Raw genomic sequence first — 24,547 nt, 5'->3', positions numbered from 1 at the left:
ACCTCATTATGCATTATACCTATTTCTTCGGCGTTCCATCCTTGTTTGACCTTGAACTGCATTTTCTTTGTATGGATCTATTTGCTCTGTCATTTCATATGTTGCAACTGGTTCTTCGTACTTATACTCATGGATCTTTTCTGGCATTTTACTTTTAGATTCTTTCCCACCAAACTTAAATAGTTTCATCTTTAATTTCGGCAATCTTGGAAGTCGAATCTTAATTGATAATCTTTTGCGTTTCTTTTTTGGTCCAAGTAGATTTATATTTTCTTGATTATCTTTCTCTTTGCGGTGAATGAACATCGCAAGTAATCCTCCTAATACAAGTCCTCCAATTAATAGTAATATATATACATAATGGCTTGTCATTAAACTCGTTATGCGTTCAAGTATGACTAACGACTGTACTTCTTTTATATCCCATAGTAAAGCGGCCCATAATGAGAATAAGCCCAAAGTAAGTCCATATGTACGAAAACGGAATAAACATGGAATTAACGCGACACATGCAGCAATTTTCGCATTTGCTATGATTGAGCTTGTTGCAATATCTTGATGCCAAATAACTAACAGTAGTGTTATAAATGGCGCATACGCTATCCAACTGCATATACGTGAATACATCTTTTTAGCAAAATAACTACCGAAACTAGTAAAAAATAAAAGCCCTCCAATATATATAGATTGTTCTAGAGGGATTTGCTTTGTAAGTCCTGCAATTGGAAAGAGGCCGCTCAATAGCATTAAGAGCACATCTAATTTCTTCACAATTCCCCATTCCTTTCAAATTTTTTCAATTAATAAAAATCGTTTTTCCATATGAAATAGTTTTTGTATTTCTAAAAAACATATTAATCCTGTCTGCACATAAAGTAAATATGTAAACGAAAAGATACTTGACAAAGGATATCCTTATTTACATAAAAAAATGACAAATCCTGATCGATATAACGAGCAGGATTTGTTTACTAGTATTTAAAGTAGAATAATTGAATCTTTCTTTTCTACTTTTACTACATCTACATCCAATTCATCATCAAATTCTTTAAACTCTCTTGCATCTATGTCAGTAATATAACTCTTTATTACTTTTTCCATATGCATGGAATATGTAATGTGTACATTCTTTTTCGAAAGCATACTAGAATTACAGCACATGTAATGTATCATTTTAGCGATATAATCCCTTTCTACAGGTTTTACACCCAATGGTAAAATTTCAAGTATATATCGCTGAAAAATCCCACTACAATTAAGTGAATATTCACCAGTGCTATAATACATCCCTTTTTGATCTGTATATAAGCCAATGCTATCTAGAGCATCATCAGATTCTATTACACCGTAACTTGGTACATCAAAACCTGTATTTATTCTAATAATATTTAAATTTGGAACCTTTAACACCTCTGGAACAATATCAGGTAAAATATCTGTATTAATTTCTTTATTTTGTAACTCTTTTATCCAATACCTTCTCAAATTTGCATCTACAATGAAATAAACTTGTTCATTTTGTTCTTTTGCATATTGTACAATTTCCATTAATGTTTCGGAAACATATTGTTTAAAAAGAGCTCCCATATCATTTCTCTTTGATGGTTGTGGTAAAAATGCATTATATTTATTTATATTTAATAATACGTAATCAATCGTTTGCCATTCTGTATTCCCATATAATTTATATAAAATTTCTTTTCCTTTTATTTTTGAAAGAATAGGTAAGAAATCAAATTTCGATATTCGTTCAATTGATAAATTAACATATATACAAGGTAAATTTATCTTATTCCAACTACGCTTCAAAAATCCTTTTTGCTCTAATAAACTAAAAACACTATTTACAATTGTTTTACGAGATACACTTTGGCCTATAAATAAATTAATAAATGTTGAAATACGGTTTGCTCGTGCAAATCCCTCTCTAATGATTTGTTTTGGATCAATTTTTTCTCGTCCATCACAATTTTTCAATGCGATTAATGCTAATGTCGCATCACTGCGCTCGCCTGCGGTAGCATAGACAGCTTTCGTAACATCATCTACAAGATTTGTTTTATATTTTTGGCAATATTGCATTTTATATGGATTTTGTAACACCTTTTCAATATTGTATCTCACAATCTTTAATAACACTGGAAAATCTGTATTCAATACATAAGAATTTTCACCAACTTTAGTCAAAACAATTTGACTCTCAAGTAATGTTTGTTCTATTTCCAGCACTATATCTTCAGACCAAACTTCTAATGTTAATGTCTCTAATCCTTTTGGGGCAAATAAAGGAAATAATTCATTTTTGTTATTTGTAGCTACCTTTTTACATTCTGGAAGTATTGTGAAATAAGAGAATTTACGCTGAAATTCTTTAAATAAATACTCTCTTTCCTTTACTGTTATACCCGGTTCTATTTTAGTACCTTGAACTTTATAAATTCTCTCATTGTATGGAAATAACACCCTTTTATTTTCTCCTACAATATAATCTTTCGGATATTGGAGAATATGGTCTAAATCCACCTCTCCCCCTATTTGAAAATCATCTTTTAAATTTCTAAATATCTTAATCCATTTCATGCCGGTTGTAGCTTGTTGTATTTTTAGTTTTACAAACCGTATTTTTTTATTATTTGACGCAAACTCTGAGGTAGAAATCAATATCATGCCTCGTTTCCGTCTTAAAAGTAAAGGAATATCTGGGTGATTATATTCTTGATAAAATCTCCGAATCCCTATTGAAATATTTAATAATGGAGCGTTCTCACCACCGCGGGTTATGCATTCGAATCGATATACATAGGAGAAAAAATCTTGTGTTTTTTCATCTTTTATCGGCCCTGACATCGCCTCACAAATATTTTGTGATCTAAGAGGGGAAAAATAGATTTCTTCTTCATTTGTATTTTTTAAATATATAGGACGCTCACAAAAAATATGTGAGATTAAAGCGGGCACCCACTTAGAATACGTTTCATTATCATGTAGTACTGGCAAATTAGAAATCAAATCGGATTGCCATTCATATTTTGGTGGTTCTACTAATCTATTTGGTTTCCAATCATGAATAATCTCATACCAACTTTGAAAAATATAATCGAGCTGCTCTTGTCTAATAGGTTCTTTCGATACAATCCATGGTGTATTTTCATTTAATACGTATGGGTTATGCTGAATAAACAATATATCCGAAAACATATCATACAATCTTTCATTCAAACGTTTCAACTTACTCGTTAATAAAAATGTCTTATAATGTATCTCTACCATGTCCAGCCATTCAATAGGAAAGTATATAAATGATACCTTTTCATTTAAAAGGGGTTCTACTATATTTTCAAATGTTAGCAGCCTTAATTTTTTCATAAAATGATTCCTTCCTTTCTTCAGTTGTCTTGATTATCAAAAAGCTAGAACAATAGTTACTTAATCTAATCCATTTAAACCAAGTATTTAAAAGAAACGTAAAAACTGTTTATCTACATAAATTATTATCAAACCAACTCTTTTAAAAATTCAAAGTAATTATCATGTATAACACCTCTACTATATTTGAATTTTGATACATTCGAATTATACATTACAATTAATGCATTGTACTTATCATTTACAATATCTTTACAAAAAAACCAAAAAAGAACACCTTAATTCGGTGCCCTTTTTACAAATATCAACCTTTATGTAATTGAACATATAGATAACAGTAATCCCCCAAATGAAATTGCTCCTAGTAAACCTACTACAACTCCTGTTAAACAAATACAATCAGCAAGACAAATAGAAGACTGCGATAATGGAACAAATGACCTACTTGTACTCGAACCATATTGTTTTATTTTCTCATAATTCACATCTAACATTAGATGTAAACATGTTACACCATCCTCAATAGTATGTAGAGGTTCTTTTTCTAATCGCTCCAATAATTTACTATCAAAAGCAACTGCTAGAGGGTACTGCTTATCCGATTTCATATTTTGATAAATTAGTTGCAAACGAGATAATATATTATTTTTCTTCTTTTCAGATGTTACTGTACATTTCATTTTATTAAATTCATTTAATAACAGTGTCAATTCATCTCTTTTTCCGTATAAATCTTTAGCTATTTTTCTCTTTAGTTTATACGAATGGATAATAGATTTTAGTTCAATCATATTCATACACTTCCTAATTACATAGTATTTACCCGATTATTTTATAGATAAACAGTACTTTTTAATCTTATTTAAATTACACTCAAGCATCTTCATTTACTATCGATTAACATTACATTAACCTTACAAATTTGTAATAAATTCGTTAGCTAGAAGGAAGCAATGCCTAAACTAGACAGATATTTAATGACAAAACCATAAGAAAAAAACAATGATTAGATTTTAAATCTAGTCATTGCTTTATCCATCACATCTTGATTACATCTATATATCTTATTGTTACTCTTTCACTTGAATGATTGAATATATCCATTAAAAATGGCTATATTCTTTGTCGGCACGTACATATAACTAATGTTTTTTTATTAATAAAGTGAAACTTTAATCAGCTCTCACCAATCGGGCTTTTATGGGCAGTCCGCCACCTAACTTCTCTTTGCTCTCGCTGAATTTTTTGGGGGATGTTACTGCCCGCAACTAGCAAGATAGATGTTATCAATATTCATACGTTACAATAGTACCGGTAGTATCAGTAAAACCATCAAAACAGTTAGAGCAACCACCACAGCCGCCACAACCGCCACAGCCTCCGCAACCAAAACAACCGAAGCAACCAATACAACGGAAGCCACCACAACGGAAGCCGCCACAACGACCTCCACCACAACCGCCACAACGACCACAACCGCCACAGCGACGAGCAGCATCTTCAATATAGTAATATGGATATTGGTTTTGCTGGTCCCAATAGACAATATTTCCAGACCGGTAATCATTAAGGCTTAACGCTTGTAGTTCTTGTTGAAACTGATTCATTTTCATAACCTCCGTTTATAAAATACAACCTCATCGATACTTCCCTATATTCCTGTTCGTTACATCTAAGTAGAAATAGCGCTATAAACTAAGTTCAATACGTACACCAACAAAGTATGACTTATCACTAGATGATGCACCTTGTTCATATACCTATTTTTACTATGGGCTCATTTTTATAAAGTGAAACTTTAATCAGTGGGGTTTTGTTCATCCCCTACCTAACTTCTTTGCTTCCGCTGAATTTTGAGGTGGGGGGCTTACTGCCCGGCAAATAGCGGGATAAATAAAAATTAAAAAATATGAATTCTAGCGTCATATCTTCATACTTACTAAGTTCAATTAATTTCTCAATAATTATGATGCCATGTCCTATATATTTCCGTCTGCTGCTTAGATTTTTCTGTACTGTAAATGGCTTTCGCTATAACACCTCCAAGTGACCGGTTTCTATGACAGATAAGAAATTCCTACAAAGAAAAAAGCCCTTATTAGGGCTTTTCATTCTATTTCTCCAGCAAAACTCTCTATGAAATTCCTAATAGAAAAAAGACACACTTAGATTGATGCGTCTTTTTGTGATGCCTCTTTTGTGAAATCATATAAAGCAATTGCGCCTAAAAGAACAAGTATACCTTGAGGAACATCTAGCAAAATAGTTTTCCAAATTTCTGGAATTACCCATTTAATATCTGCTGCTGTTTCAAGATATGTTTGGAAATAGCTGATTGTAAAATTAATTATCCCTAAAAATACAAACAACGATAAACCAAATCGAATTAATTTCTTATTTGTAAACATATAACACCTCTCAAAATTCATTGGATATTCCTGCTTTTGCTTCTTTATATTTCTATATCTCTATATCTAATTTTAACACATAAAGAGCTCAAAAAAATACGATATGCATATTTGCATATCGTATTAACAACACTCCATGATAATTTAGAAATTCCTGCAAAGAAAAAACAACTCCGTTACAGCTAATAGCTCGGGTTTCTTTTCTTATTTAACTTCATACCACTAACATTTACGTTCTTTAATTGTAAAATAAATGTGACAGAAGTTTATCCAGTTAATGCGTAGACAAGTAAATGAGCTAAATTATCGATATTCTATTTCGCCATATCCGTAGCACTAATGACTTTACGCAAATTTGACAAGAAAAAATATATAGATAGGTATGATCCAGACCTATCTATAACATTACTTCTATTCTTTATCCAATTACGTCTTTTACGTCTGTATCCACTGGCCACTTTTCTAATGTATAAGCCATTTCCCAAAATGAATATTCATATTGACTGCTAATAATAAAATGCTGTTTCATACGTTTGCGGTCTGCCTCTGTTACTTTTTCAGCGATAGTATCTAAACGTGTAATTTGTTCTTCAACTAGCGTACGGAACCAATCAGATCCATAAGCAGAAATCCATTCGTTATAAATTGGCTCTTCCGGCTGACACTCTTTTAAGCGTTCGCCAATTTCATAATACAACCAATAGCAAGGTAAAATTGCTGCAATGATATCTCCTAAATGCCCTTCATACGCAGCACGATACATATGTGAAGTATACGCATATGCAGTTGGCGCAGGAATAAAATTATCTTTTTCTTCTTTCGTTATCCCTAGTTTTTTAGCAAAATTCTCATGTAAAGATAACTCTGCTTCATATGTATTTTGAGCATGATGTGCCATACGAGCTGTCGTCTCTAATTCAAGAGCTTTTGCAGCTCCTAAAGTTTGTACTCTAGCAAAATGACTCAAATAATATGAATCTTGAAGCACATAATAACGAAAACTAGCTAAATCTAACGTTCCTTCACCAAGTTTTTTTACAAAAGGATGGTTAAAACTCGCTTCCCAAATTGAATCTACTTCTTTACGTAATGATTGTGAAAAAGTCATTTAAATCCCTCCAATAATGTATAAAATATAAGTATTTATCCACAATTATTAAAGCTGTAAAATAAAAAAACTTTCTTTACAGGCGTAAAGAAAGTGAAATTGACAGTATTTATTTACTCATTAAATAGCAACGTCTTTCCCACTTCCCTACGCTGGCATTAACCAGATCAGGTACTAAGAGTCTCAAAATCACATTTGATCTCAGCCTATAAAAGGCCCCCCTAGTGGATAAATATTTTGTTTTTATAATGTATTCATCATAGCATACTTCGTGAAACTGTCAAAAGAATTCGTTATATAATCTCCTTAAAACCCTTCTTCATTTCTAACTTTTAATGATGTTTCAATAATCATATCTAATAGTTTGCTATAACTAATTCCCGCTGCTTCTGCACTTTTGGGCAATAGGCTTGATTGTGTCATCCCTGGTAATGTATTAATTTCCATTACATATGGAATTCCGTCCTTCACCATCATATCAACTCTTGCATAAACACTACATTTTAATGCTTTATAACAAGTCAGTGAAGCTTTATTTACACGTTCCTTAATTTCTGCTGGAAGTTCGATAACTTCCTCAACCGTACTAGTATCATCATATTTTGCATTGTAATCAAAGAACTCGGCTGCATGTCGAATTGAAACTATAGGTAACTGTTTTCCATCCAGAATAGAACATGTAATTTCATCACCTTTTATATACTTCTCAATTACTACTTCAGAATCCCATTCGAATACAGTTTCTAGCATTGAGATCAATTCATTTTTATTGTAAACGATTTTCACCCCGACACTCGATCCGCCAGAGTTTGGTTTTACCACTAATGGAAATCCTAACTTATCTAACTCATCAAGATTTAGATCCTCCATTTTTGTAAGTTCAATCCAATCTGGTGTTTCTACACCTTCATAACGTAAAATCTTTTTCGAAATATTTTTATCCATACATATACTGCTAGATAACATATTACTTCCGCTATAAGGAATCCCTAAACTCTCCAGTGTTCCTTGAACTGTCCCATCTTCTCCGTATTTTCCGTGTAATGCGAGCAATGCAAAGTCAATGTCTTTCGCTTTTTCAATTAAATCCATTTTTTCGTTTAATGTAATTGGAACTATTTCATACTTATTTTTATCTAAATGAGCAATCATTTCATTCCCCGTCATAATTGAAACTTGTTTTTCAGACGATACCCCGCCCATAATAACACCGATTTTCATTTTCTCAACTCCAAATTTCATTTTTTAATGTATCACCAATTATTTTAATTCCACGAACTATTTCTTCTTCTTTCAAGCGCGAAAACCCTAATCGGAAAGTGTTTGCTCCTTCTCCATCAGAGTAAAAAACATCTCCAGGTGAAAACGTAACGCCTTTCTCATAACACTTTTGTAAAAGTGTGCGGGCATTCATATGCTCTTCTAGCTCTATAAATAAATGAAGTCCACCATCTCCAGTCATTCTTTTAAAAGGAATGTACTGGTTACATGCCCCGACAGCTAACTCATATTTTTTCTTATAAACAGATCTTGCCTTTTTTAAATATTTTTCAAAATATCCCTCATGTAAATATTGAAACAGAACAGCTTGATCTAGCGTAGATGTGTGAATCGTTCTTGCTCTTTTTACGCTTTCTAAATAATGAATCAGCTCTTTATCTGCAATAATCCAGCCTACACGTAAACCAGGGAAAAGCACCTTTGAAAAGCTACTAATATAAATCACATTATTGCCAGCTCCCGCAAAAGTTAATAATGGAGCTAAATGTGAACCTGAATAACGTAATTCTTCATTAAATCCGTCCTCTATAATAGGAACGTTGTATTTTGAGAATAACCTCATCAATTCCGTTCTTTTCTCTGAACTCGTAACAATACCGGTTGGATTATGATAAGAAGGAATTAAATAAGCAAAATCAAAATCTTTTTCACGCAAACTTTTTTCAACTTCATTCGTATCAATACCATCCTCATGCATATCAATCCCATGAACTTCAAGTCCATGTAAACGGAAAAGCTTAAGTGCAGCATGGTGAGTTGGATTCTCACAAATGACACGACCGGATTTTTTTGATAAAGAAGAGAGTACAATATCCAATCCTTCTGTAAATCCATTTGTAATTAGAATATCTTTATTCGAAATGTCTACACCTTTCATTTCCATGTAATGAAGTAAATAATTCATTAACGGTCTATATCCCTTTGCATATCCGTAGTTCAATACGATGTCCCCTTCAATGGACATACGAGTAAGAAAAGCTCTTTTGAAATTTTCAACATCAAATAGCTTCTCATCCGGGGCTATACTATTAAAAACAATCATTCCCTTTTCCCAACGAACACCATGTTTCATTAAATCTAATTCGTCCGCTAATGCGGTTACTGTATTAAGTTTATTTTTCCAATCTATTTCAACAGACGAAGTGTTAGATATATCCACCTTGGCAACAAAGTTCCCTTTTCCTTTAACTGCATAAATGAGTCCTTCTTGCTCTAAATCTGCATAAGCAGCGAGTACAGTGTTTCTACTCACACTTAGTAATTCACTTAGTTCCCTTGTTGATGGGATTTTTTGATCCCCGAGCAAATGCCCTTTCATAATCATTTTCTTCAAATAATCTTTCAATTGAATATAAACGGGACGTTCTTTAACAACTTTAAAATCCTTAAACAATTTCTTACCCCCTGCAATCATTTTTGCATATTTATTTCATTCTCAAAAGGTCCACGGCATATGTATTTTTTATAAAGGGCGGTACGGTCTTACAAATCTTTTCGATATAAGTTTATTACATCTTTTAAAGCTGCAGCTGCAGCGCCTCTTGGATTAGAAGCCCCACCAATTGTAGTAACTTGTCCCATCGTATCTGTAAAGAACGTAATTCCTTTTTCGGTTCCATTTACTTTTGCTAACGGATGATCTTTTTCTATTTGGCACGGTTCAACATTTAAATTCACATTGCCTCCCTCATCCTTATATGTTGATGCTATTAATTTAATAATTTTATGTTGTTCCTTAGCATTTCGAATTTGCTGTTTTGTAACGTGCTCGATTCCTTTTATATGTATATCAGTAAGTGTTTTCTCTGTTTCTATTAAGCTGTTTGTCAAAAGTAACAATTTACACGCACTATCTGAACCACTTATATCTAATATAGGGTTTGTCTCAGCAATTCCTTTATTTTGTGCTTCTTTCAGTGCTTCTTCAAATGTCATATCTTCCTCATACATTTTCGTAAGAATATAATTAGTTGTTCCATTTAATATTCCTTCTATTTTTTCAATACTGCAACCGGCTAAACTAACTTGTCCAATATCTAGTGTCGGTAGTGCAGCGGCTGTTGCACCGCTATATCGAATTCGTATATTTGCGCCTTTTGCTGCTTCATTTATTTCTCTCCAGTTTGTAACGAGCGCACCTTTAGAAATTGCTACTATATCCATCTGTTTTTCAATCGCTTGTTTCATATATTGTTTCCCTGGATTTCCATCTTTAAGATTTGTAACTGTTGATTCTACCAATACAGTACCACTTATGCTAGTTGTTGCACGTTCCTTCGGATGATACTCTAAATATTTTTCAATTGCAGCGGTACCGCCACCATACATTAATAAATGATGAAGTGATAAGCCGTCTTCATTATGTATTGCAATATTTCTCCCTAATACGCCGCTTACAACTAATTGAATCCCATATGTTTCATATATATATGAATATTTTTCATTTAATAATTTTATAAACTCTCTACCTACTGTTCCGTATCCTGATAATACAACTTGAATTTTCATAATATCCCCCCATATTTTTCTACCAAATCCCTCTTTCAATATAATATAAAGCGCTCTCGAATTCCATCGAGAGCGCTTTATTATTACCTATTTCGGTAAACGTGATAGCTTTTCAGCAATTGTTCTATAAAACTCTTGAATGCTAGAAAAACCTAACGAGTCTGAAACACTTAACCCTATCATGTCGAGATGGTCCCAATTCGCTTTCGTTTCGATATGATTCCATTTTCCAATCTGTAATGACTCATTATTATTTACAGTAACATTAGAAGATGGTGCAATCATAGAATTTGTATTTACTACACCATCATTTTGCCACCAAGAAGTATCAACTAGCGGACGGTTTTCTTCATATCTCGCATAAGAACCTAAGAAAAATGCATTTCCCATTAACACTTTATTCATCGTTATATGAGGCAAATGTAAACCTGTTATAGGTGCTGCTTGTGATGCATGTCCACTATAGGATAAATAATACACATCTGGTTGCGTCTTTACCCAATTATTTAACTCCTTTGCACCATCTGTACTTAAATCCCATTGACTTATATCTTTTGTATTTTTCCAAAGTGAACTATTTAGAATACGATTACTATATTGGAAAAAGGACTCTCCAGCATTCTTCTTTATACCCCATTGATCCAATTTAAAATCATATAATGATAAATTATTGTTTCCTCCAAAGCTTGCAGCTGTAATGAGTAAATCTTTAACGAACGGCAGTAGAAGACTACCATCCGCAAGTGTTGTACCGTTGTGAGGGGTTGCTAATGTTGTAACACTATGAACGTATGATTTTCCGCCTTCAAATAGTGGTGATATTTTGGTGTCTGGGTGATTTTTCACATAATTCTTTTCTTCAAAACTACCTTCTTTTAATAGCTGTACTAATGTTCTAATCGTTTGTCCACCCATGCTATGTCCAACTAAATGAACTTTATTTGTTTCACTCCAATTCGGCGCAAAACCACTATAAGTTCTGCCAAAACGATTATGTCCATGTTTCTCAGCATGGACTGCACCATAGTCTACTGTCCCACCGCTAATTTGTGCATACAATTCACATGCACGATCCCAGTTACTAGAAACAGGTCCAACAGCTGCGGTATGTACCGTATAACCATTTCGTTTCAAATCTTCCTGTATATCATGAACACCACCCCAATATTTTACGCCAAGCATTTCTTCTCTACCCCATCCAGCAAATCCATTCACCAATATGATAGGATAATTATTTTGTTGCCTCTCTTCAGAGTATGATATTTTCGCTGCGAATGAACATACGGTCACTAATGCAAAAAAACATATTTTTAAAAATAACTTCCCCATACTTTCTCCCCCCTAATAAAACGTTTACATTTTTCTTCCTGAAAAAATTAACAGAATAATTTAACAACTTAAACATAATGTAAAGTATTTTATATACATTGTATATATAGAAAACATATACAACTGTTGATAAATATTAATTCAAGCAAATATTTACTTTTTACAATATAACTTGTAAATCTATTTATTTAGATTTATAATTAGATATAGTTTCCTCATGTTAAAAAGATTTAAAAACCATAAGAAAACTAATCTCATTGCTTGAAAAGGAGGAAAAGGCATGCAAATCGGATTCAATATTCATACATTATCTCAACCTACTAAAATAACTCCATCTCATCTTGAGCATAATACTATCTCTTCTACTAAACTTGAAGATAAACGAATATCAAATGATTCCATCAAATTTGATATTCGTTTATCTGAAAAAGAAATGAAACAACCTGAGCATAAATTTAATGAATTAGATTTATGGAAGATGCTAAAAGATAAAGGTGTTCCTTTATGGATTATACTTGAAATGCTACAAAAGGCTCGTAAAGAAAAAGAAGCACAAAATAATTCAGTTCAAAATTCAAATGCGATTGAAGAAACGAGTGAGACTCGATTAAATGAAGTAATGTAAGTTATTTAAACGGTATTAAAAAGAGCTCGAGGTTGATAAAGTATCCATCAACCTCGAGCTCTTTTTTAAGATTTTTCTCCAATCGTTACAAACTGAATTGATACCTCATCTCTATAACCTTCAATTAACTTTCTTACTTTTACTTTTTCATTAATCAACGTATTATCTGTCGATATTTTAGGGTTTTCATCACCTAATGACTTTTTCAAGTGTAGAAGTTGCATATTCGTTTCATTTGCTTTTATTTCTTTATACACACTATTTTTCGCCACAACGATATACCATAGTGCTCCATAGTCACGTTTATTGCCAAGCCAAGCATCACTACCATATGTAACAGGTATCTTGTTTCCTTCTATTTCAATACTTTTTATATTCTTTTCTTCTTCATTTATAAATAATAGGGAACTTTCTTTTGGAAAATTCGGCAACGTATCTAACGTTTTAGAAAGGGATGCTTGATCACGTTTACGAAAAAGCTTTGCATTCATCATCGCTTGTGCAGTAGATTCATTTATTATCAGAACCCTTTTTTGGTCAAATCTACCTGTTTTCACTGCAAAAGCTTCCTGTTCTTTCGTGTTTTCCTTATAACGATTCATAATTGCTCCAGTATGATTCTCATCTCCAATGATTAACACACCGTTAGCTGGAAATCTGTTTTCGTTTTTAGAGCATGCACTTACACTTAATAACAATAATATACTTAATATGAAAATAGATAATTGTTTTTTCATCACAGTTCCTTCCATAACTTCAAATTGTTTTTTTACATGCTTTTCTGCAATCTTACTTGCTGATTTTCTCTATTGTTCCATTGTCTTATGAAGCTTTTGTAAATAACGCCAACGAGTTATAAAGAAATATAAAACTTGTATACATATAAATGAAATTAAAATGACGATAGAGCTATTTAGAATAGAAAAATCGACTAATTGTTGTAATGCCATATAAGCGACTACAGTATGTATTACTGCAACGACAATTGGTAAGAAAAACATTAATAATAACTGTCTCGTTACAACTTTCTTTAGCTCCCGTTTACTTAACCCCATTTTCGAAATCATCTTATACTGCTGTTGATCACGATTCAAATCAGTATATAATCGGAAATAAATAAAACTAGCAGCAAATGTGAAGAAAACGATTCCGACTAAAACACTAGCCATAAGTAATAACCCATTCGTTTGTTTTGCACTTAACAACTCTATTGTTAGTGCTCTAAATTCAAAATGTATATCTCTAGGTTCTTGATCAAATATATTATTTAATTGGTTTGAAACCTCTTTCGTTTTTATCCAATCATCTACAACAAATCCGTAAGTACGATATTGAATAATATCTTCATTATCTGGACCACTATTAAGTGGAATTCCATCATATACATGATCTTGAATAGCAATATATATCCCTTTCGTATCATGTGGCAAAACTAAATTATCGACAGTTTTTTTCACATGAAATGTCTTTGTCCAATCGCCTTGAATGACTTCAATATTCTTCTTATAATCACCATTTTTAAATTCTTGTTTTTGTGATACCATTCCAGGAATTAATAACATTTCATCTTCTTTTTCAATCGTTTCTTGTTGATACCCTAGCGCTCTCGCAAGTTCGTTATATTCACTTAATTTCATTACATATACATTACTTTCTGTATATATATATGAAGATGAAGCCATTCGATACGGAATATTAGCATCAGCCAGATGGTTTTTTATAATAGAGAGATGTTTATCCGCTATTTTGTTGTTTTCAGGAGCCATGTATAGTAATGTATACGGATTCGTCATCCTTACTAAATCTTTATTTCCAAGAGCAGCTGTCGTGCCAATTGCTGTAAAAGCAACTGCTGATATAATAGATACTATAAAAAACATTGTTGCATTATCTTTCATACGATAAATTAATTCTGAAAATGTTAGTATATTTGTTCTCTTTAAAAAGAAAGTTTCTCTCCTTTTAGCAAGATGCAATATATAAACGCTACACTGTGTATATAAAAAGTACGTTCCAATAATCACCAGGAATACTCCTATTCCTAGCACAATAAAACTATGATTTGGGATAAAGCGAAATACTAAAATATAGCCATACCCTATACTAAATAAAGAAAAAATTGATAATAAAATTGACGATTTTGGTTCAGGTTTTGGCTTTTCTCCTGCTTGAATCAGTTCCACAAGCTCTGTAACTTTTATCATTTTAAATGTTACTAGCGAAACAATTAAAAATAAGAACAGAAATGTAATGATTGTTAATAATACAGCCTGTACTGGTATATAAAAAGGCAAGCCGTTACTAATCATTAATACACTTGCGCTTATTAATAAAACTAGTTTAGAAAATATGAGTCCAATAAGAATACCTATACATATTGAACCAAAACCAATTAACATATTTTCAATTAACAATAACTTTTTAAGCTGTCTCATTGACATACCTTGCATCATTAAAACGCCAAATTCTTTCTTACGCGTTTTTAAAAACGAACTAACTGAATATAAAATGAAGAAAAATGAAAATACAAAAATCAATCCTTGCGAAACTGAAAATCCCAATGTACCAAATGCACTTATTGTTGCACTTGTCGATTTCAACTCACCTTGTAAATCAGGATGAAATAATAAAAGAGCATACGTAAAGAAAATCATAATAGAAAATGCACTACTTAAAAAATGAGCAGCATATGTACGCTTATTGCGAAAAATATTATTAAATGCGAACTGACGAAAAGTCATGCCTTTTTCCTCCTAACAAAGAAAGGACATCCATAATCTTTTGATAAAAAGTTTGCCTACTTTCACCACAATAAATTTCGTTATATAGTTGACCATCTTTAATAAAGATTACTCGGCTGCAAAAGCTCGCTGCATACGGATCATGTGTAACTAACATCATCGTTGCTTTTTCTTCTTTATTTAGAGTATCAAGCATCTCCATTACATCATTTGAAGATTTAGAGTCCAAGTTCCCTGTTGGTTCATCTGCAAGTAATAATTGCGGCTTATGAACGATCGCACGAGCGATTGCTGTTCTTTGAGCTTGTCCCCCTGATATTTCAAATGTTCTTTTATTCAAGATATCTGTAATATTTAACTTCTCTGCAATCTCTTCCAATCGCTTGTTCATTTCTTGCACGGAAACACCATCTAAAGTCATCGGCAATACGATGTTTTCTTTTACAGTAAGTGTGCTAAGAAGATTAAATGATTGAAAAACAAATCCTAATTGTTTTCTGCGGAATAACGCTAAATCTTCTGATGATAATTGGAAAGGATTTGTGCCATTTATTAAAATTTCTCCCGATGATGGAGAATCAATAGTAGATACCATATTTAATAACGTTGTTTTTCCACTACCAGATGGCCCCATAATCCCTACAAATTCACCTTCTTGAATTGATAAATCAATATCAACTAATGCTTTATAAGGTACTTTCCCTTTATATACTTTACTAATACTTTTTGCATGTAAAATTTCCATGTATATTCTCCCTTCATTTGCACGTCTCATAACAGAGTGTAAATGAATTGTCTTACAGCTCATATTGATTCGTCTTTCATTTATCTTACACGCTTGTAAGATTTCTAAAAAAACTGATAATAAAACTTTTTTTAAACTGAAATTAACGCATAACTATCTTATAATAATTGTATAGTAGCAGGAAATACAAAGTATATGAAACCTTTATTATATAAATGAGAAAAGACCGATTGCTTTATCGGTCTTTTACTACCCAACGTTATATTTTTATCCACTCAGATCTTCTCAATATATAATGATTATATATTTGATTTTCTATCCTCTGTTGGCTCTTATAAATAAACCCACATTTTTCAATAACTTTATTTGATGCTACATTGTTAATTAAAGCAATTGCGTTAAGGACATTTAAATTTGTTTCTTTAAACAAAAAGTCAATTAAACCTTTAGTCGCTTTTGTAGCATAGCCATGATTTTGATGTTCATTTGAGATAGCATACATTATCTCTCTGTTTGGTGAAGGGAGTTCTTCTTTCATACCTGTGCAGCACCATCCAATAAATTCATTTGTGGTTTTCTTAAATATTCCTAGTCTTAATATGTGATCATCTATGTTAGTCGTAGTTCTCACTGCATGAAGAAACGCTTTATTTTCTGGTATTTCATAATTTACAACCCAATTAACCCTTTGTTCTTTCGTCGATTTCCAGTCCGGTAAAAACTTTTCTATTTCCGGTTGATTGGATATGTTATAAATACTCTCTGCATCTTTAGTGGAAAACTCTTGTAAGTAAATTTCACCACAATCTAGCCTAAATAACTTAGCGGAATTTTCTATTTCCATGACCATCCCCCATTGCCATCAACCTAAGCTTTTGAGATACCCCCATACCGAAATTTTCACCTTTTTACAGTTATTTATGAGAATTCAGCTCATTTTTTCGTTTTCGGGAACAATCAATTTCTTAAGTTGATGGGTATGTGATAATGCATCCATTTGAACAAATTTTCCTTTTCCATACCGATCACACACCTTTTGTAGAGTAATAGTATCAGCATATCCCAGTTTAAGAAGTTGATTACGAAATATTTAGAATTTTTTCGCGAGAATCCTCCGAAATGTAATACGGACTTTAAATATTTTCATTTATAATTCTCTATTTGTCTATACTTTTCATACCGCTGTTGTATAAGCTCTTCCGAGGATAATAGTATCAATTTTTTCAGAGATGATTCGATTACAGATTCAATCACTTTTGCCTGTGATTTTATATCATTTTGTGCTCCACCTTTAATTTCAGGAATGATTTCATCAATAATTCCTAAATGTTTTAAATCTTTTGCTGAAATTTTCATATGTTCAGCAGCTTCTGGAGCATACTTAGCGTCCTTCCATAGGATAGATGCTGCTCCTTCTGGCGAAATTACCGAGTACCATGAATACTCTAACATATGGATATGGTTACCGACACTAATGCCAAGAGCTCCACCACTTGATGCCTCTCCAATTACAATACAAACAATTGGCACTTTAAGTGTAGCCATTTCAAATAGATTTCGAGCTATCGCTTCAGAAATTCCACGTTCTTCAGACCCTTTCCCTGGATAGGCGCCTATTGTATCAATAAATGTAATAATAGGGCGATTAAATTTATCAGCTTGTTTCATAAGTCTTAGCGCTTTTCTATAACCTTCTGGATGTGCCATTCCAAAATTTCTTTCTATATTTTCCTTTGTATTTCTACCTCTTTGATGACCAATAACCGTAACGGGCATCCCTTTAAATTTTGCAATACCACCTATCATTGCTTTATCATCACCATATAATCGATCACCATGAAGTTCGAGAAAGTTTGTAAACAATAAAGGTATATAGTCCAATGTCGTGGGCCGGTTACGTAGCCTTGCAATTTGAACTCGTTGAAAAGGTGTAATATTAGAATGAATTTTATCTTGCATTTTATTTAAACGTTTTTCTAATACATGAATTTCTGGCGATAAATCTACATTATTTTCTTTCATAATTTTCTTTAATTCATCAAATTTCTCTTTTAATTCAATAATAGGACGTTCAAAATCCAAACTCATTTTACCCTCCAAATGTTATGATTTACCTCACTCTAATCAAAAGACTTAGAAATAGAATCAATAAATAATTCAAAACCATCCACAACTATTTTTTGTTCTGATTCTGATAAATTATTGAGAATACTTTGATAAAATGTAATGGATTGCTCTCTTAAGCAATTAACAGTTATGTGACCTTTTTCTGTGAGGTGCAGAAAAAGTTCTCTTCTATTTTTTTCATTTACTTCACGATAAATAAGCCCCTTTTTTACTAACTTATCTACCAATCTACTTACAGTTGAAGTCTCTAATCTAAGTTTATTGGATAGTTGCCAAACAGTTAATTTTTCCACCTCTAGTTCCTCTAACGCCATCATTTGAGAAGTTGGTAAAGGTTTTTCAAATAGCCCATTGGGCAAATTTTGAGATTCAAAAACCCCAGTTATTATAATCATTTTCTTAATATCTGTTCTTAGTTTTAAGGCATCTTCTCTTTTCAAATAGGTCACCCTCCTACAACTAATGTATCATACATCAATTGTATTATACATGAATATGTTTTTTTCACAAGCTTAACGTAAGCCAATATTACAACAATGGTACGTTAAAAAAGCAAACGGAATACATCCAGCTTGATATGACACAAATGCTGTCTGGTCTAATCCCTGGTGAAACGATGGAAATCCCCGAGGCATACATTGGTCAAAATCAGAAACTTCCAGCACGTGTTATTATCCATCGTTTAACCGATGATCAAACGCAAATACGTCTGAAAAACCAAGCAATACGTGAAAAGAAGAAAGGCATTGTCATGAAGGATAAAAGTAAACGTTTAATGAGCATGAATGTATATATCACGAACACGTCGCTAGAAGAAGTACCGACGAACTACGTGCATTCATTATATTCACTTCGTTGGCAGATTGAAATTTTGTTTAAAACGCGGAAGTCATTCTTTGAAATTGATGAATGTAAAAATATAAAAAGAGAACACCTAGAGTGTCATTTATATGGGCAACTCATAGGTATTCTCCTTTGTTCTTCTACAATGTTTCAAATGCGACAGTTTCTGCTTGAAAAGAAAAAGCAGGAACTGAGTGAATACAAAGCGATTTATATGATTAAAGATTACTTTCCTTTACTGTTTCAAGCGATAGCGGTTGGCACAGAAGAACTTTTAAAAATTCTGCATCGCCTTTATCAACTGCTCAAAAAGAACGGTCGTAAATATCATAGACATAAGAATATGACCGTCTTTGATATTCTAGGGATTGTGTATAACACGACGGTGAAGCATAGACAAGCTGCCTAGCGAAAAATCACTTTTTAATAGGCTTCTTTAGCATGCCTACTTTTTTATCACTTACTAGTTTTGAAACAAGAAGCATTTCGTATCTAGTAATTTACTTGATTAGCTTGATGGGAATGTAACCATCCCCCTTAATCACGTTTACAAATACATTATAGTGCCTTAATCTGCTTCGTAAGTTCCATAAACCGTTCATCCAGTGCTTTATATTCTTTGTCGTTAGAAGTTAAAAAGCTTAATTTCCCTAATACTTCTTGTCTCTCTGTTTCTAACGTTAAACGTAGCTCTTCAATATCATCTCTTGTTTTCGTAGGTTCTTCTAGCTGCTTTTGTATCGTATTGTTTGAAAACACGAGTTTTGTGTTAGTTGTTTTCTCCAGAAAATATCGATCGTGAGATACAATTACTAATGTTCCGTTATACTCAGCTAATGTATTTTCAAGTTGTTCACGTGAAGGTAGATCCAAGTGATTCGTCGGTTCGTCTAAAATGAGTACATCTTTTTCATCTAAAATATAAGCCATTAGCTTACATTTTACTCTTTCTCCCATACTCATATGCTCAATCGGCTCTTTCCATTGAGAAGCTTGGAACCCTAAATGTTTCATTAAATTTTGGACTTTTCCTCTTTCTTCAAACGTCTCTTTAAAAAATAAATTTTCTGGTGTTTTATCAAGCGGTAAATCAAAAACTTCTTGTGTTAAATAGCCGATGTTCGCAGATGGTGAAATCCATATTTCTCCTTCAGCATTTTCCGTTCCCATAATCATCTTCAGTAATGTTGTTTTTCCACTACCGTTTGGTCCAACAATCGCAACTTTCTCACCGTGCTGAATTGTAAAATTAACGTTTTCAAATAATACTTTCCCATGAAAGTCTTTTTTTAATTGCTTCACTTCTAAAAAACGTTTTCCTACTTTTTTGTTCGCTTGAATAGAAAACTCAACTGAATACTCTTCTTTCACACGTTCTACTTTCGCTTTCTCCAGCTCTTTTTCAAGTCGTTTTCGTTTTGACTTCACTTGTGCATCCATTCGCTTCGCTTTTACACGATAGAATTCTTTCACACCTTCTTGTTTTGTAGACTGCGCGTGTGCCTTTTGTGACCATGAACTCAATTCTTTTATATGTGTTTCTACTTGTTCTATCTTTTTTTGCTGCTTTTCATATTCACGCTGCTGCGACTTTCTTTTTTGCTCACGTGCTTTCATGTAGCTCGTATAATTACCACTATGCTCAATTAATTTTTTGTCCTCAATTGACCATATTTTTGTTGCGACAACATCTAAAAAATATCGATCATGCGATACAACGATAACTGTACCTTTCATGTTTTTTATTTGTTTAATGAGAAATCCCGTACTGATCTCATCTAAATGATTTGTCGGTTCGTCTAATATTAAGACATTAGGATTTTCAGCAAATCCTTTTGCTAATCGAATTTTCAGCTTTTCACCACCACTTAAAGTATGAAAATCGTTCGTTGGCACGCCCCATTTTGCAAGAAGTTCTGCTTCTTTTGCAATTACATCATTACTAATAAAAGATTCTATTTCTTGCTCAACATATGCTGTTGTCATATTCATTTGCATCCATTCAACAGTACCTTTTGAAGGTTCAATCTTCCCATTTATTAATTGAAGTAACGTTGATTTACCAGCACCATTTTTACCGATTAATCCGATAACATCCCCTTGTTTTACTGTCACATTCATTTTCTCTAACAACATATTTTCTTTTATTTCAACATAAACATCATTTAATTTTAATAGTTCTTTCATAAATATCGATCCCTTTCATTAAGGGAGAATAAAAAAATCCTCCCAAATAAATTTGGCAGGATTAGTCATTATATTATTTATACCCAAATAAGCTATTGCGCAATATAAATAGCAATACCGTTGTTTCGAATTGGGCAGACTAATCCTATTTTTTAGAAATTGAAATTTATTGAATTTCAACATTTAAAAATAAGATTAGTTAATCATCGTCCACCCATCATTCCTTTCCGTCATTAATAACCATATTGTACCATACTAGTACTGTATGAGTAAATGCAATTATTTGTGCTGTTAAAAAGATTGCTTTCTTTTAGGTTTATTTATCATTTCTTAGCTTCATATTGAACAAGCACAAATTACATTGATTGTACTACGTCCTTTAGATTTCCCCAATAGTAAACTTCTAAGCACTCTCTCTTATATAAAGTGAAACTTTAATCAGTGGGGGTTTTCTTCATCCCCACTGATTATTAGTTGAACCAATCGGACTTTAATGGGCAGCCCGACCCCCACCTAATTTCTTTGCTTTCGCTGAATTTTGAGGTGGGGGTCTTACTGCCCATTAAAGCGGGATAAATTTTGTATAAAAACAAAATATTATTCATTACCCAACAATAAATTATTGTTTATCGATAATTTTTTATTGATTATCCCCTTGTAATAAGCTATTATATTTTTACAGAAAATATTAATGTAAGGATTGATTTTATGGACAGGACATTAAAAATCACAAAGTTAAATATGTTTTTAATGATTTTTCTCATCCCGATTATAGTAGGGATAATTGTTGGTATACTAACTAAATTGGGGCAAAGTATACTTCCTGGACATTGGAATTCATTAGCTAATCTAGGAAGCGTTTGGTTAGTTCCATCCTTTTTTGTGGCTGGCTTTAGTTATTCTAAGCGTACAGCTATACTTTCTGGTATCCTTGCACTATTCGGAATGGTATTAGGCTACTATGGTTATGCAATAGTTATTAAAAATATAGCTCACTCTATTTATTTTATATCTGTATGGATTGTATGTGCATGTATAGGAGGAACTATCTTTGGAATTGCAGGTTTTCTATGGAAAGATACTACAAATCCACTTCATAAATTCGGAAGCTCACTTATTAGTGGAGTTTTTGTAACGGATGGACTTCACATTCTTTTAAATTTTGAAGACTATAGTCACATGTTACCTGTTGGATATACCGAAGTCATAGTCGGGATTATCTTGATTCTTGTATTAGAACGCTCTAATGCTCATCGAAATTCTTCTTTCTTAATGATGATTCCTATCACTATTTTGGGATTAATTGGATATAAATTATTAAGTTTGTTTACTTAATTAAAATTCATAAAGCTAGCTCTTTTAAAGGGCGAGCTTTTTTCTTACAATAAACTATTTATATATTAATAAATTATTAAATCCCTCTCATTTAACAGCCTTATTTATTATTGTGTCATTACACATACTTACACGACCTTTTATTAGAATCATACCAGTCTTGTATATCATTTCATTTAATCCATATAAAGTAAGGCTAAAAAACTTATTTCAAAAGTTCTTTAGCCTGAGTCATTTTACACATTAAAAAATATAATACGTACAACGGTACCTTTACCAACTTCTGAATAGATTTCTACACTATGTCCTAATTGCTTCGTAATTTCATATACGAGATATAGCCCCATTCCAGTTGATTCTTTAAAATCTCTACCGTTTTCTCCTGTAAAGAAAGGTTTGAATACTCTTGGTAAATCTTGCTTCGGTATACCTACACCATTATCAGCAATTTCAAGTATAACATTATTACCTTCCTTACAAGCTTTCACTTTAATTTTCTCTCTACTACCTGATGAATATTTAATCGCATTCGATAGTATTTGTCCGATTAAAAATTGTAACCATTTCGCATCACTTTCTACAGTAATGTCCTTATCAATTTCAAGCTCTGGATATACAAAATTCCGGATAAAGAAACGTTTATGCTCATGTACCGAATCATTCACTATTTTATGTAGTTGTACTCTTTCTACATAAAAATCTTGTGTAAATGCTTCTAAACGTGCGACATACAGAGCCATTTCTAATCCCTTTTTTAATCGATCAGTTTCCTCATTTATACTTTCAAAACGTGAATCTACTTCATCCTGTGTAATTAATTCTATTACAGATAAAGGTGTTTTCATTTGATGAATCCACTGATTCATAAAGGTTAAATGGTCATTATTTTTTCTCTCTTGCATTTGCAGCTGATTTTGATAATGTCGATATTGCACCTCAAGTAGTTCTTGAAGAGCAGCCGATACAGCTGCAAAATCAGATTTTTGAACAGATTCATCCAAAGATTGCATCGGGTTTGCTAGGCGCTCATAAAAAGAACGATGTGTAAAATAACGAAACACTAAATAACTTCCCATAAAGAAAACACCTAGAAACATTGCATATAACGCCGTTGTAATATGATTATGCCCATCAAACCAATATACGAGAAATATAGCTAGTAGTTGAATTATGGTAAAGCAAATAAGTGGTATATGATCACGTATAAACAACCTTATCATTTTTCTATACCATTATCCCAAGTAATATGAAATCTATATCCAACACTACGAATCGTTTCAATCGCACCTTCTATATGCAACGTTTGTAACTTTTTACGCACACGTGTTGTATTTACACTTAATGTATTATCATCAACATAAGATTCACTATCCCATAATTTATTAAGTAACACTTCTCTACTCACAACACGCGGATAATTTTTCATTAATGTCTCTAATAAAATGGCTTCGTTTCTCGTTATATCAATCTCGTCATTTCTAAGTTTCAATACAAGTCTTTCGGGATATAAACAAAGACCTTGTTGTTCAATCATTCGTTCTTCTAATTTCGGTGCATAATCTCCATATGCACGCCTTAAATGACTACGAATTTTCGCCACTACAACTTCATAATGAAAAGGCTTCGGAATAAAATCATCGCCACCGTTTTCTAACGCCATAACTTGATCCATCGTGCCTTCACGGGCCGAAATGAATAGTATCGGACATGTTGAAACTCCCCGAATTTGACGACACCAAAAGTACCCATCAAAACTCGGTAAATTAATATCTAATAAAACTAACTCTGGTTGTTCTTCTAAAAAAATGTTTAATACATTTTGAAAGTCCGATACAATAACTCCTTGATAACCATATTTCGCAACATGTGTCGATAATAGTTCTGCAATTTTCATATCGTCTTCTACAATCATAATTTTGACCATTATTGAACTCCTTTTTAATC

At 32.4% G+C, this 24,547-nt stretch carries 21 protein-coding genes, 2 pseudogenes and 1 riboswitch; of the genes and pseudogenes, 3 read left to right on the top strand and 20 right to left on the bottom strand.

Annotated elements, in window-relative coordinates; translation table 11 throughout:
* Positions 1–6: 6 nt before the first annotated feature.
* The 11 genes and pseudogenes from ACTFR3_RS00540 to ACTFR3_RS00490 form a co-directional block, all read right to left on the bottom strand.
* Entirely contained in the window at positions 7–771 is a 765-nt protein-coding gene (locus ACTFR3_RS00540) for a DUF3959 family protein (RefSeq protein WP_000732180.1), read from the bottom strand.
* A 207-nt stretch (positions 772–978) separates the two neighbouring features.
* Entirely contained in the window at positions 979–3,366 is a 2,388-nt protein-coding gene (locus ACTFR3_RS00535; RefSeq protein WP_440044056.1) for an RNaseH domain-containing protein, read from the bottom strand.
* A 311-nt stretch (positions 3,367–3,677) separates the two neighbouring features.
* Positions 3,678–4,163, bottom strand: coding sequence for a hypothetical protein (locus ACTFR3_RS00530; RefSeq protein WP_002182774.1), 486 nt, complete (start codon positions 4,161–4,163; stop codon positions 3,678–3,680).
* Between the two features lie 209 nt (positions 4,164–4,372).
* Positions 4,373–4,507: pseudogene (locus ACTFR3_RS00525) on the bottom strand (site-specific integrase); the annotation flags it as partial.
* Positions 4,508–4,652: 145 nt separating this feature from the next.
* Positions 4,653–4,973 (bottom strand): heterocycloanthracin/sonorensin family bacteriocin, encoded by a 321-nt coding sequence (locus tag ACTFR3_RS00520; RefSeq protein WP_001071364.1) that lies wholly within the window; start codon positions 4,971–4,973, stop codon positions 4,653–4,655.
* Between the two features lie 558 nt (positions 4,974–5,531).
* Complete coding sequence (locus ACTFR3_RS00515; RefSeq protein ID WP_002082716.1) at positions 5,532–5,795, bottom strand: DUF3937 domain-containing protein; 264 nt, start codon at positions 5,793–5,795, stop codon at positions 5,532–5,534.
* A gap of 397 nt (positions 5,796–6,192) precedes the next feature.
* A complete protein-coding gene (gene tenA, locus ACTFR3_RS00510) occupies positions 6,193–6,882 on the bottom strand; it encodes a thiaminase II (RefSeq protein WP_000144509.1) in 690 nt (229 codons plus the stop codon).
* Positions 6,883–7,009: 127 nt separating this feature from the next.
* Positions 7,010–7,115, bottom strand: a riboswitch (TPP riboswitch).
* Positions 7,116–7,188: 73 nt separating this feature from the next.
* Positions 7,189–8,103 carry a D-alanine--D-alanine ligase gene (locus tag ACTFR3_RS00505; protein ID WP_000690435.1) on the bottom strand — a complete coding sequence of 305 codons (915 nt, stop codon included), beginning with the start codon at positions 8,101–8,103 and terminating at the stop codon, positions 7,189–7,191.
* 4 nt (positions 8,104–8,107) lie between these two features.
* Positions 8,108–9,556 (bottom strand): MocR-like pyridoxine biosynthesis transcription factor PdxR, encoded by a 1,449-nt coding sequence (gene pdxR / locus ACTFR3_RS00500; protein ID WP_000471644.1) that lies wholly within the window; start codon positions 9,554–9,556, stop codon positions 8,108–8,110.
* An 89-nt stretch (positions 9,557–9,645) separates the two neighbouring features.
* Entirely contained in the window at positions 9,646–10,671 is a 1,026-nt protein-coding gene (locus tag ACTFR3_RS00495; protein WP_000701758.1) for a homoserine dehydrogenase, read from the bottom strand.
* An 87-nt stretch (positions 10,672–10,758) separates the two neighbouring features.
* Positions 10,759–12,000: an esterase/lipase family protein gene (locus ACTFR3_RS00490; protein ID WP_440044055.1), complete on the bottom strand. Its 1,242-nt coding sequence runs from the start codon at positions 11,998–12,000 to the stop codon at positions 10,759–10,761.
* 280 nt (positions 12,001–12,280) lie between these two features.
* Here ACTFR3_RS00490 and ACTFR3_RS00485 point away from each other — a divergent pair, with 280 nt between their 5' ends.
* Complete coding sequence (locus tag ACTFR3_RS00485) at positions 12,281–12,625, top strand: DUF3914 domain-containing protein (RefSeq protein WP_440044054.1); 345 nt, start codon at positions 12,281–12,283, stop codon at positions 12,623–12,625.
* 65 nt (positions 12,626–12,690) lie between these two features.
* Here ACTFR3_RS00485 and ACTFR3_RS00480 read toward each other — a convergent pair whose 3' ends face one another.
* From ACTFR3_RS00480 to ACTFR3_RS00455, 6 genes are all read right to left on the bottom strand, one after another.
* Complete coding sequence (locus tag ACTFR3_RS00480; RefSeq protein WP_000744467.1) at positions 12,691–13,362, bottom strand: lipoprotein BA_5634 family protein; 672 nt, start codon at positions 13,360–13,362, stop codon at positions 12,691–12,693.
* A gap of 69 nt (positions 13,363–13,431) precedes the next feature.
* Positions 13,432–15,366 carry an ABC transporter permease gene (locus tag ACTFR3_RS00475; protein ID WP_000144159.1) on the bottom strand — a complete coding sequence of 645 codons (1,935 nt, stop codon included), beginning with the start codon at positions 15,364–15,366 and terminating at the stop codon, positions 13,432–13,434.
* On the bottom strand, positions 15,341–16,111 hold the full coding sequence (locus ACTFR3_RS00470; RefSeq protein ID WP_000404283.1) for an ABC transporter ATP-binding protein: 771 nt from the start codon (positions 16,109–16,111) through the stop codon (positions 15,341–15,343). The genes ACTFR3_RS00475 and ACTFR3_RS00470 overlap by 26 nt, the downstream gene beginning before the upstream one ends.
* Before the next feature lie 259 nt (positions 16,112–16,370).
* On the bottom strand, positions 16,371–16,955 hold the full coding sequence (locus ACTFR3_RS00465; protein WP_000402112.1) for a GNAT family N-acetyltransferase: 585 nt from the start codon (positions 16,953–16,955) through the stop codon (positions 16,371–16,373).
* A gap of 299 nt (positions 16,956–17,254) precedes the next feature.
* Positions 17,255–18,199, bottom strand: a complete 945-nt coding sequence (locus ACTFR3_RS00460; protein ID WP_000050722.1) for an acetyl-CoA carboxylase carboxyltransferase subunit alpha — start codon at positions 18,197–18,199, stop codon at positions 17,255–17,257.
* A 32-nt stretch (positions 18,200–18,231) separates the two neighbouring features.
* On the bottom strand, positions 18,232–18,678 hold the full coding sequence (locus tag ACTFR3_RS00455; protein ID WP_000817658.1) for a MarR family winged helix-turn-helix transcriptional regulator: 447 nt from the start codon (positions 18,676–18,678) through the stop codon (positions 18,232–18,234).
* Between the two features lie 83 nt (positions 18,679–18,761).
* On the opposite strand from ACTFR3_RS00455, the pseudogene ACTFR3_RS00450 reads away from it, so the two are divergent.
* Positions 18,762–19,490: pseudogene (locus ACTFR3_RS00450) on the top strand (IS4 family transposase); the annotation flags it as partial.
* A gap of 149 nt (positions 19,491–19,639) precedes the next feature.
* Here the strand turns inward: ACTFR3_RS00450 and abc-f are convergent.
* Positions 19,640–21,268, bottom strand: a complete 1,629-nt coding sequence (abc-f, locus tag ACTFR3_RS00445) for a ribosomal protection-like ABC-F family protein (RefSeq protein ID WP_440044052.1) — start codon at positions 21,266–21,268, stop codon at positions 19,640–19,642.
* Positions 21,269–21,976: 708 nt separating this feature from the next.
* Between abc-f and ACTFR3_RS00440 the strand changes: the two genes are divergently transcribed.
* Entirely contained in the window at positions 21,977–22,603 is a 627-nt protein-coding gene (locus tag ACTFR3_RS00440) for a DUF6518 family protein (RefSeq protein WP_440044051.1), read from the top strand.
* Positions 22,604–22,839: 236 nt separating this feature from the next.
* On the opposite strand, the gene ACTFR3_RS00435 is transcribed toward ACTFR3_RS00440, so the two are convergent.
* A complete protein-coding gene (locus ACTFR3_RS00435) occupies positions 22,840–23,823 on the bottom strand; it encodes a sensor histidine kinase (RefSeq protein WP_002183605.1) in 984 nt (327 codons plus the stop codon).
* On the bottom strand, positions 23,820–24,527 hold the full coding sequence (locus tag ACTFR3_RS00430; protein ID WP_000238994.1) for a response regulator transcription factor: 708 nt from the start codon (positions 24,525–24,527) through the stop codon (positions 23,820–23,822). Before ACTFR3_RS00430 ends, ACTFR3_RS00435 begins: the two co-directional genes overlap by 4 nt.
* Positions 24,528–24,547: the final 20 nt, after the last annotated feature.

This window comes from Bacillus cereus group sp. MYBK14-1 (genome assembly GCF_051916885.1).
GTDB lineage: Bacteria > Bacillota > Bacilli > Bacillales > Bacillaceae_G > Bacillus_A > Bacillus_A cereus.
The sequence above is the reverse complement of the archived record's forward strand: the minus strand, read 5'-3'. Positions and strand labels throughout refer to the sequence as shown.

Excerpts from the sequence above, each read along its gene's own strand:
- ACTFR3_RS00535 (WP_440044056.1), bottom strand. The coding sequence starts at position 3,366 with ATGAAAAAATTAAGGCTGCTAACATTTGAAAATATAGTAGAACCCCTT.
- ACTFR3_RS00530 (WP_002182774.1), bottom strand. The coding sequence starts at position 4,163 with ATGAATATGATTGAACTAAAATCTATTATCCATTCGTATAAACTAAAG.
- ACTFR3_RS00520 (WP_001071364.1), bottom strand. The coding sequence starts at position 4,973 with ATGAATCAGTTTCAACAAGAACTACAAGCGTTAAGCCTTAATGATTAC.
- ACTFR3_RS00515 (WP_002082716.1), bottom strand. The coding sequence starts at position 5,795 with ATGAATTTTGAGAGGTGTTATATGTTTACAAATAAGAAATTAATTCGA.
- tenA (WP_000144509.1), bottom strand. The coding sequence starts at position 6,882 with ATGACTTTTTCACAATCATTACGTAAAGAAGTAGATTCAATTTGGGAA.
- ACTFR3_RS00505 (WP_000690435.1), bottom strand. The coding sequence starts at position 8,103 with ATGAAAATCGGTGTTATTATGGGCGGGGTATCGTCTGAAAAACAAGTT.
- ACTFR3_RS00495 (WP_000701758.1), bottom strand. The coding sequence starts at position 10,671 with ATGAAAATTCAAGTTGTATTATCAGGATACGGAACAGTAGGTAGAGAG.
- ACTFR3_RS00490 (WP_440044055.1), bottom strand. The coding sequence starts at position 12,000 with ATGGGGAAGTTATTTTTAAAAATATGTTTTTTTGCATTAGTGACCGTA.
- ACTFR3_RS00485 (WP_440044054.1), top strand. The coding sequence starts at position 12,281 with ATGCAAATCGGATTCAATATTCATACATTATCTCAACCTACTAAAATA.
- ACTFR3_RS00480 (WP_000744467.1), bottom strand. The coding sequence starts at position 13,362 with ATGAAAAAACAATTATCTATTTTCATATTAAGTATATTATTGTTATTA.
- ACTFR3_RS00475 (WP_000144159.1), bottom strand. The coding sequence starts at position 15,366 with ATGACTTTTCGTCAGTTCGCATTTAATAATATTTTTCGCAATAAGCGT.
- ACTFR3_RS00470 (WP_000404283.1), bottom strand. The coding sequence starts at position 16,111 with ATGGAAATTTTACATGCAAAAAGTATTAGTAAAGTATATAAAGGGAAA.
- ACTFR3_RS00465 (WP_000402112.1), bottom strand. The coding sequence starts at position 16,955 with ATGGAAATAGAAAATTCCGCTAAGTTATTTAGGCTAGATTGTGGTGAA.
- ACTFR3_RS00460 (WP_000050722.1), bottom strand. The coding sequence starts at position 18,199 with ATGAGTTTGGATTTTGAACGTCCTATTATTGAATTAAAAGAGAAATTT.
- abc-f (WP_440044052.1), bottom strand. The coding sequence starts at position 21,268 with ATGAAAGAACTATTAAAATTAAATGATGTTTATGTTGAAATAAAAGAA.
- ACTFR3_RS00440 (WP_440044051.1), top strand. The coding sequence starts at position 21,977 with ATGGACAGGACATTAAAAATCACAAAGTTAAATATGTTTTTAATGATT.
- ACTFR3_RS00435 (WP_002183605.1), bottom strand. The coding sequence starts at position 23,823 with ATGATAAGGTTGTTTATACGTGATCATATACCACTTATTTGCTTTACC.
- ACTFR3_RS00430 (WP_000238994.1), bottom strand. The coding sequence starts at position 24,527 with ATGGTCAAAATTATGATTGTAGAAGACGATATGAAAATTGCAGAACTA.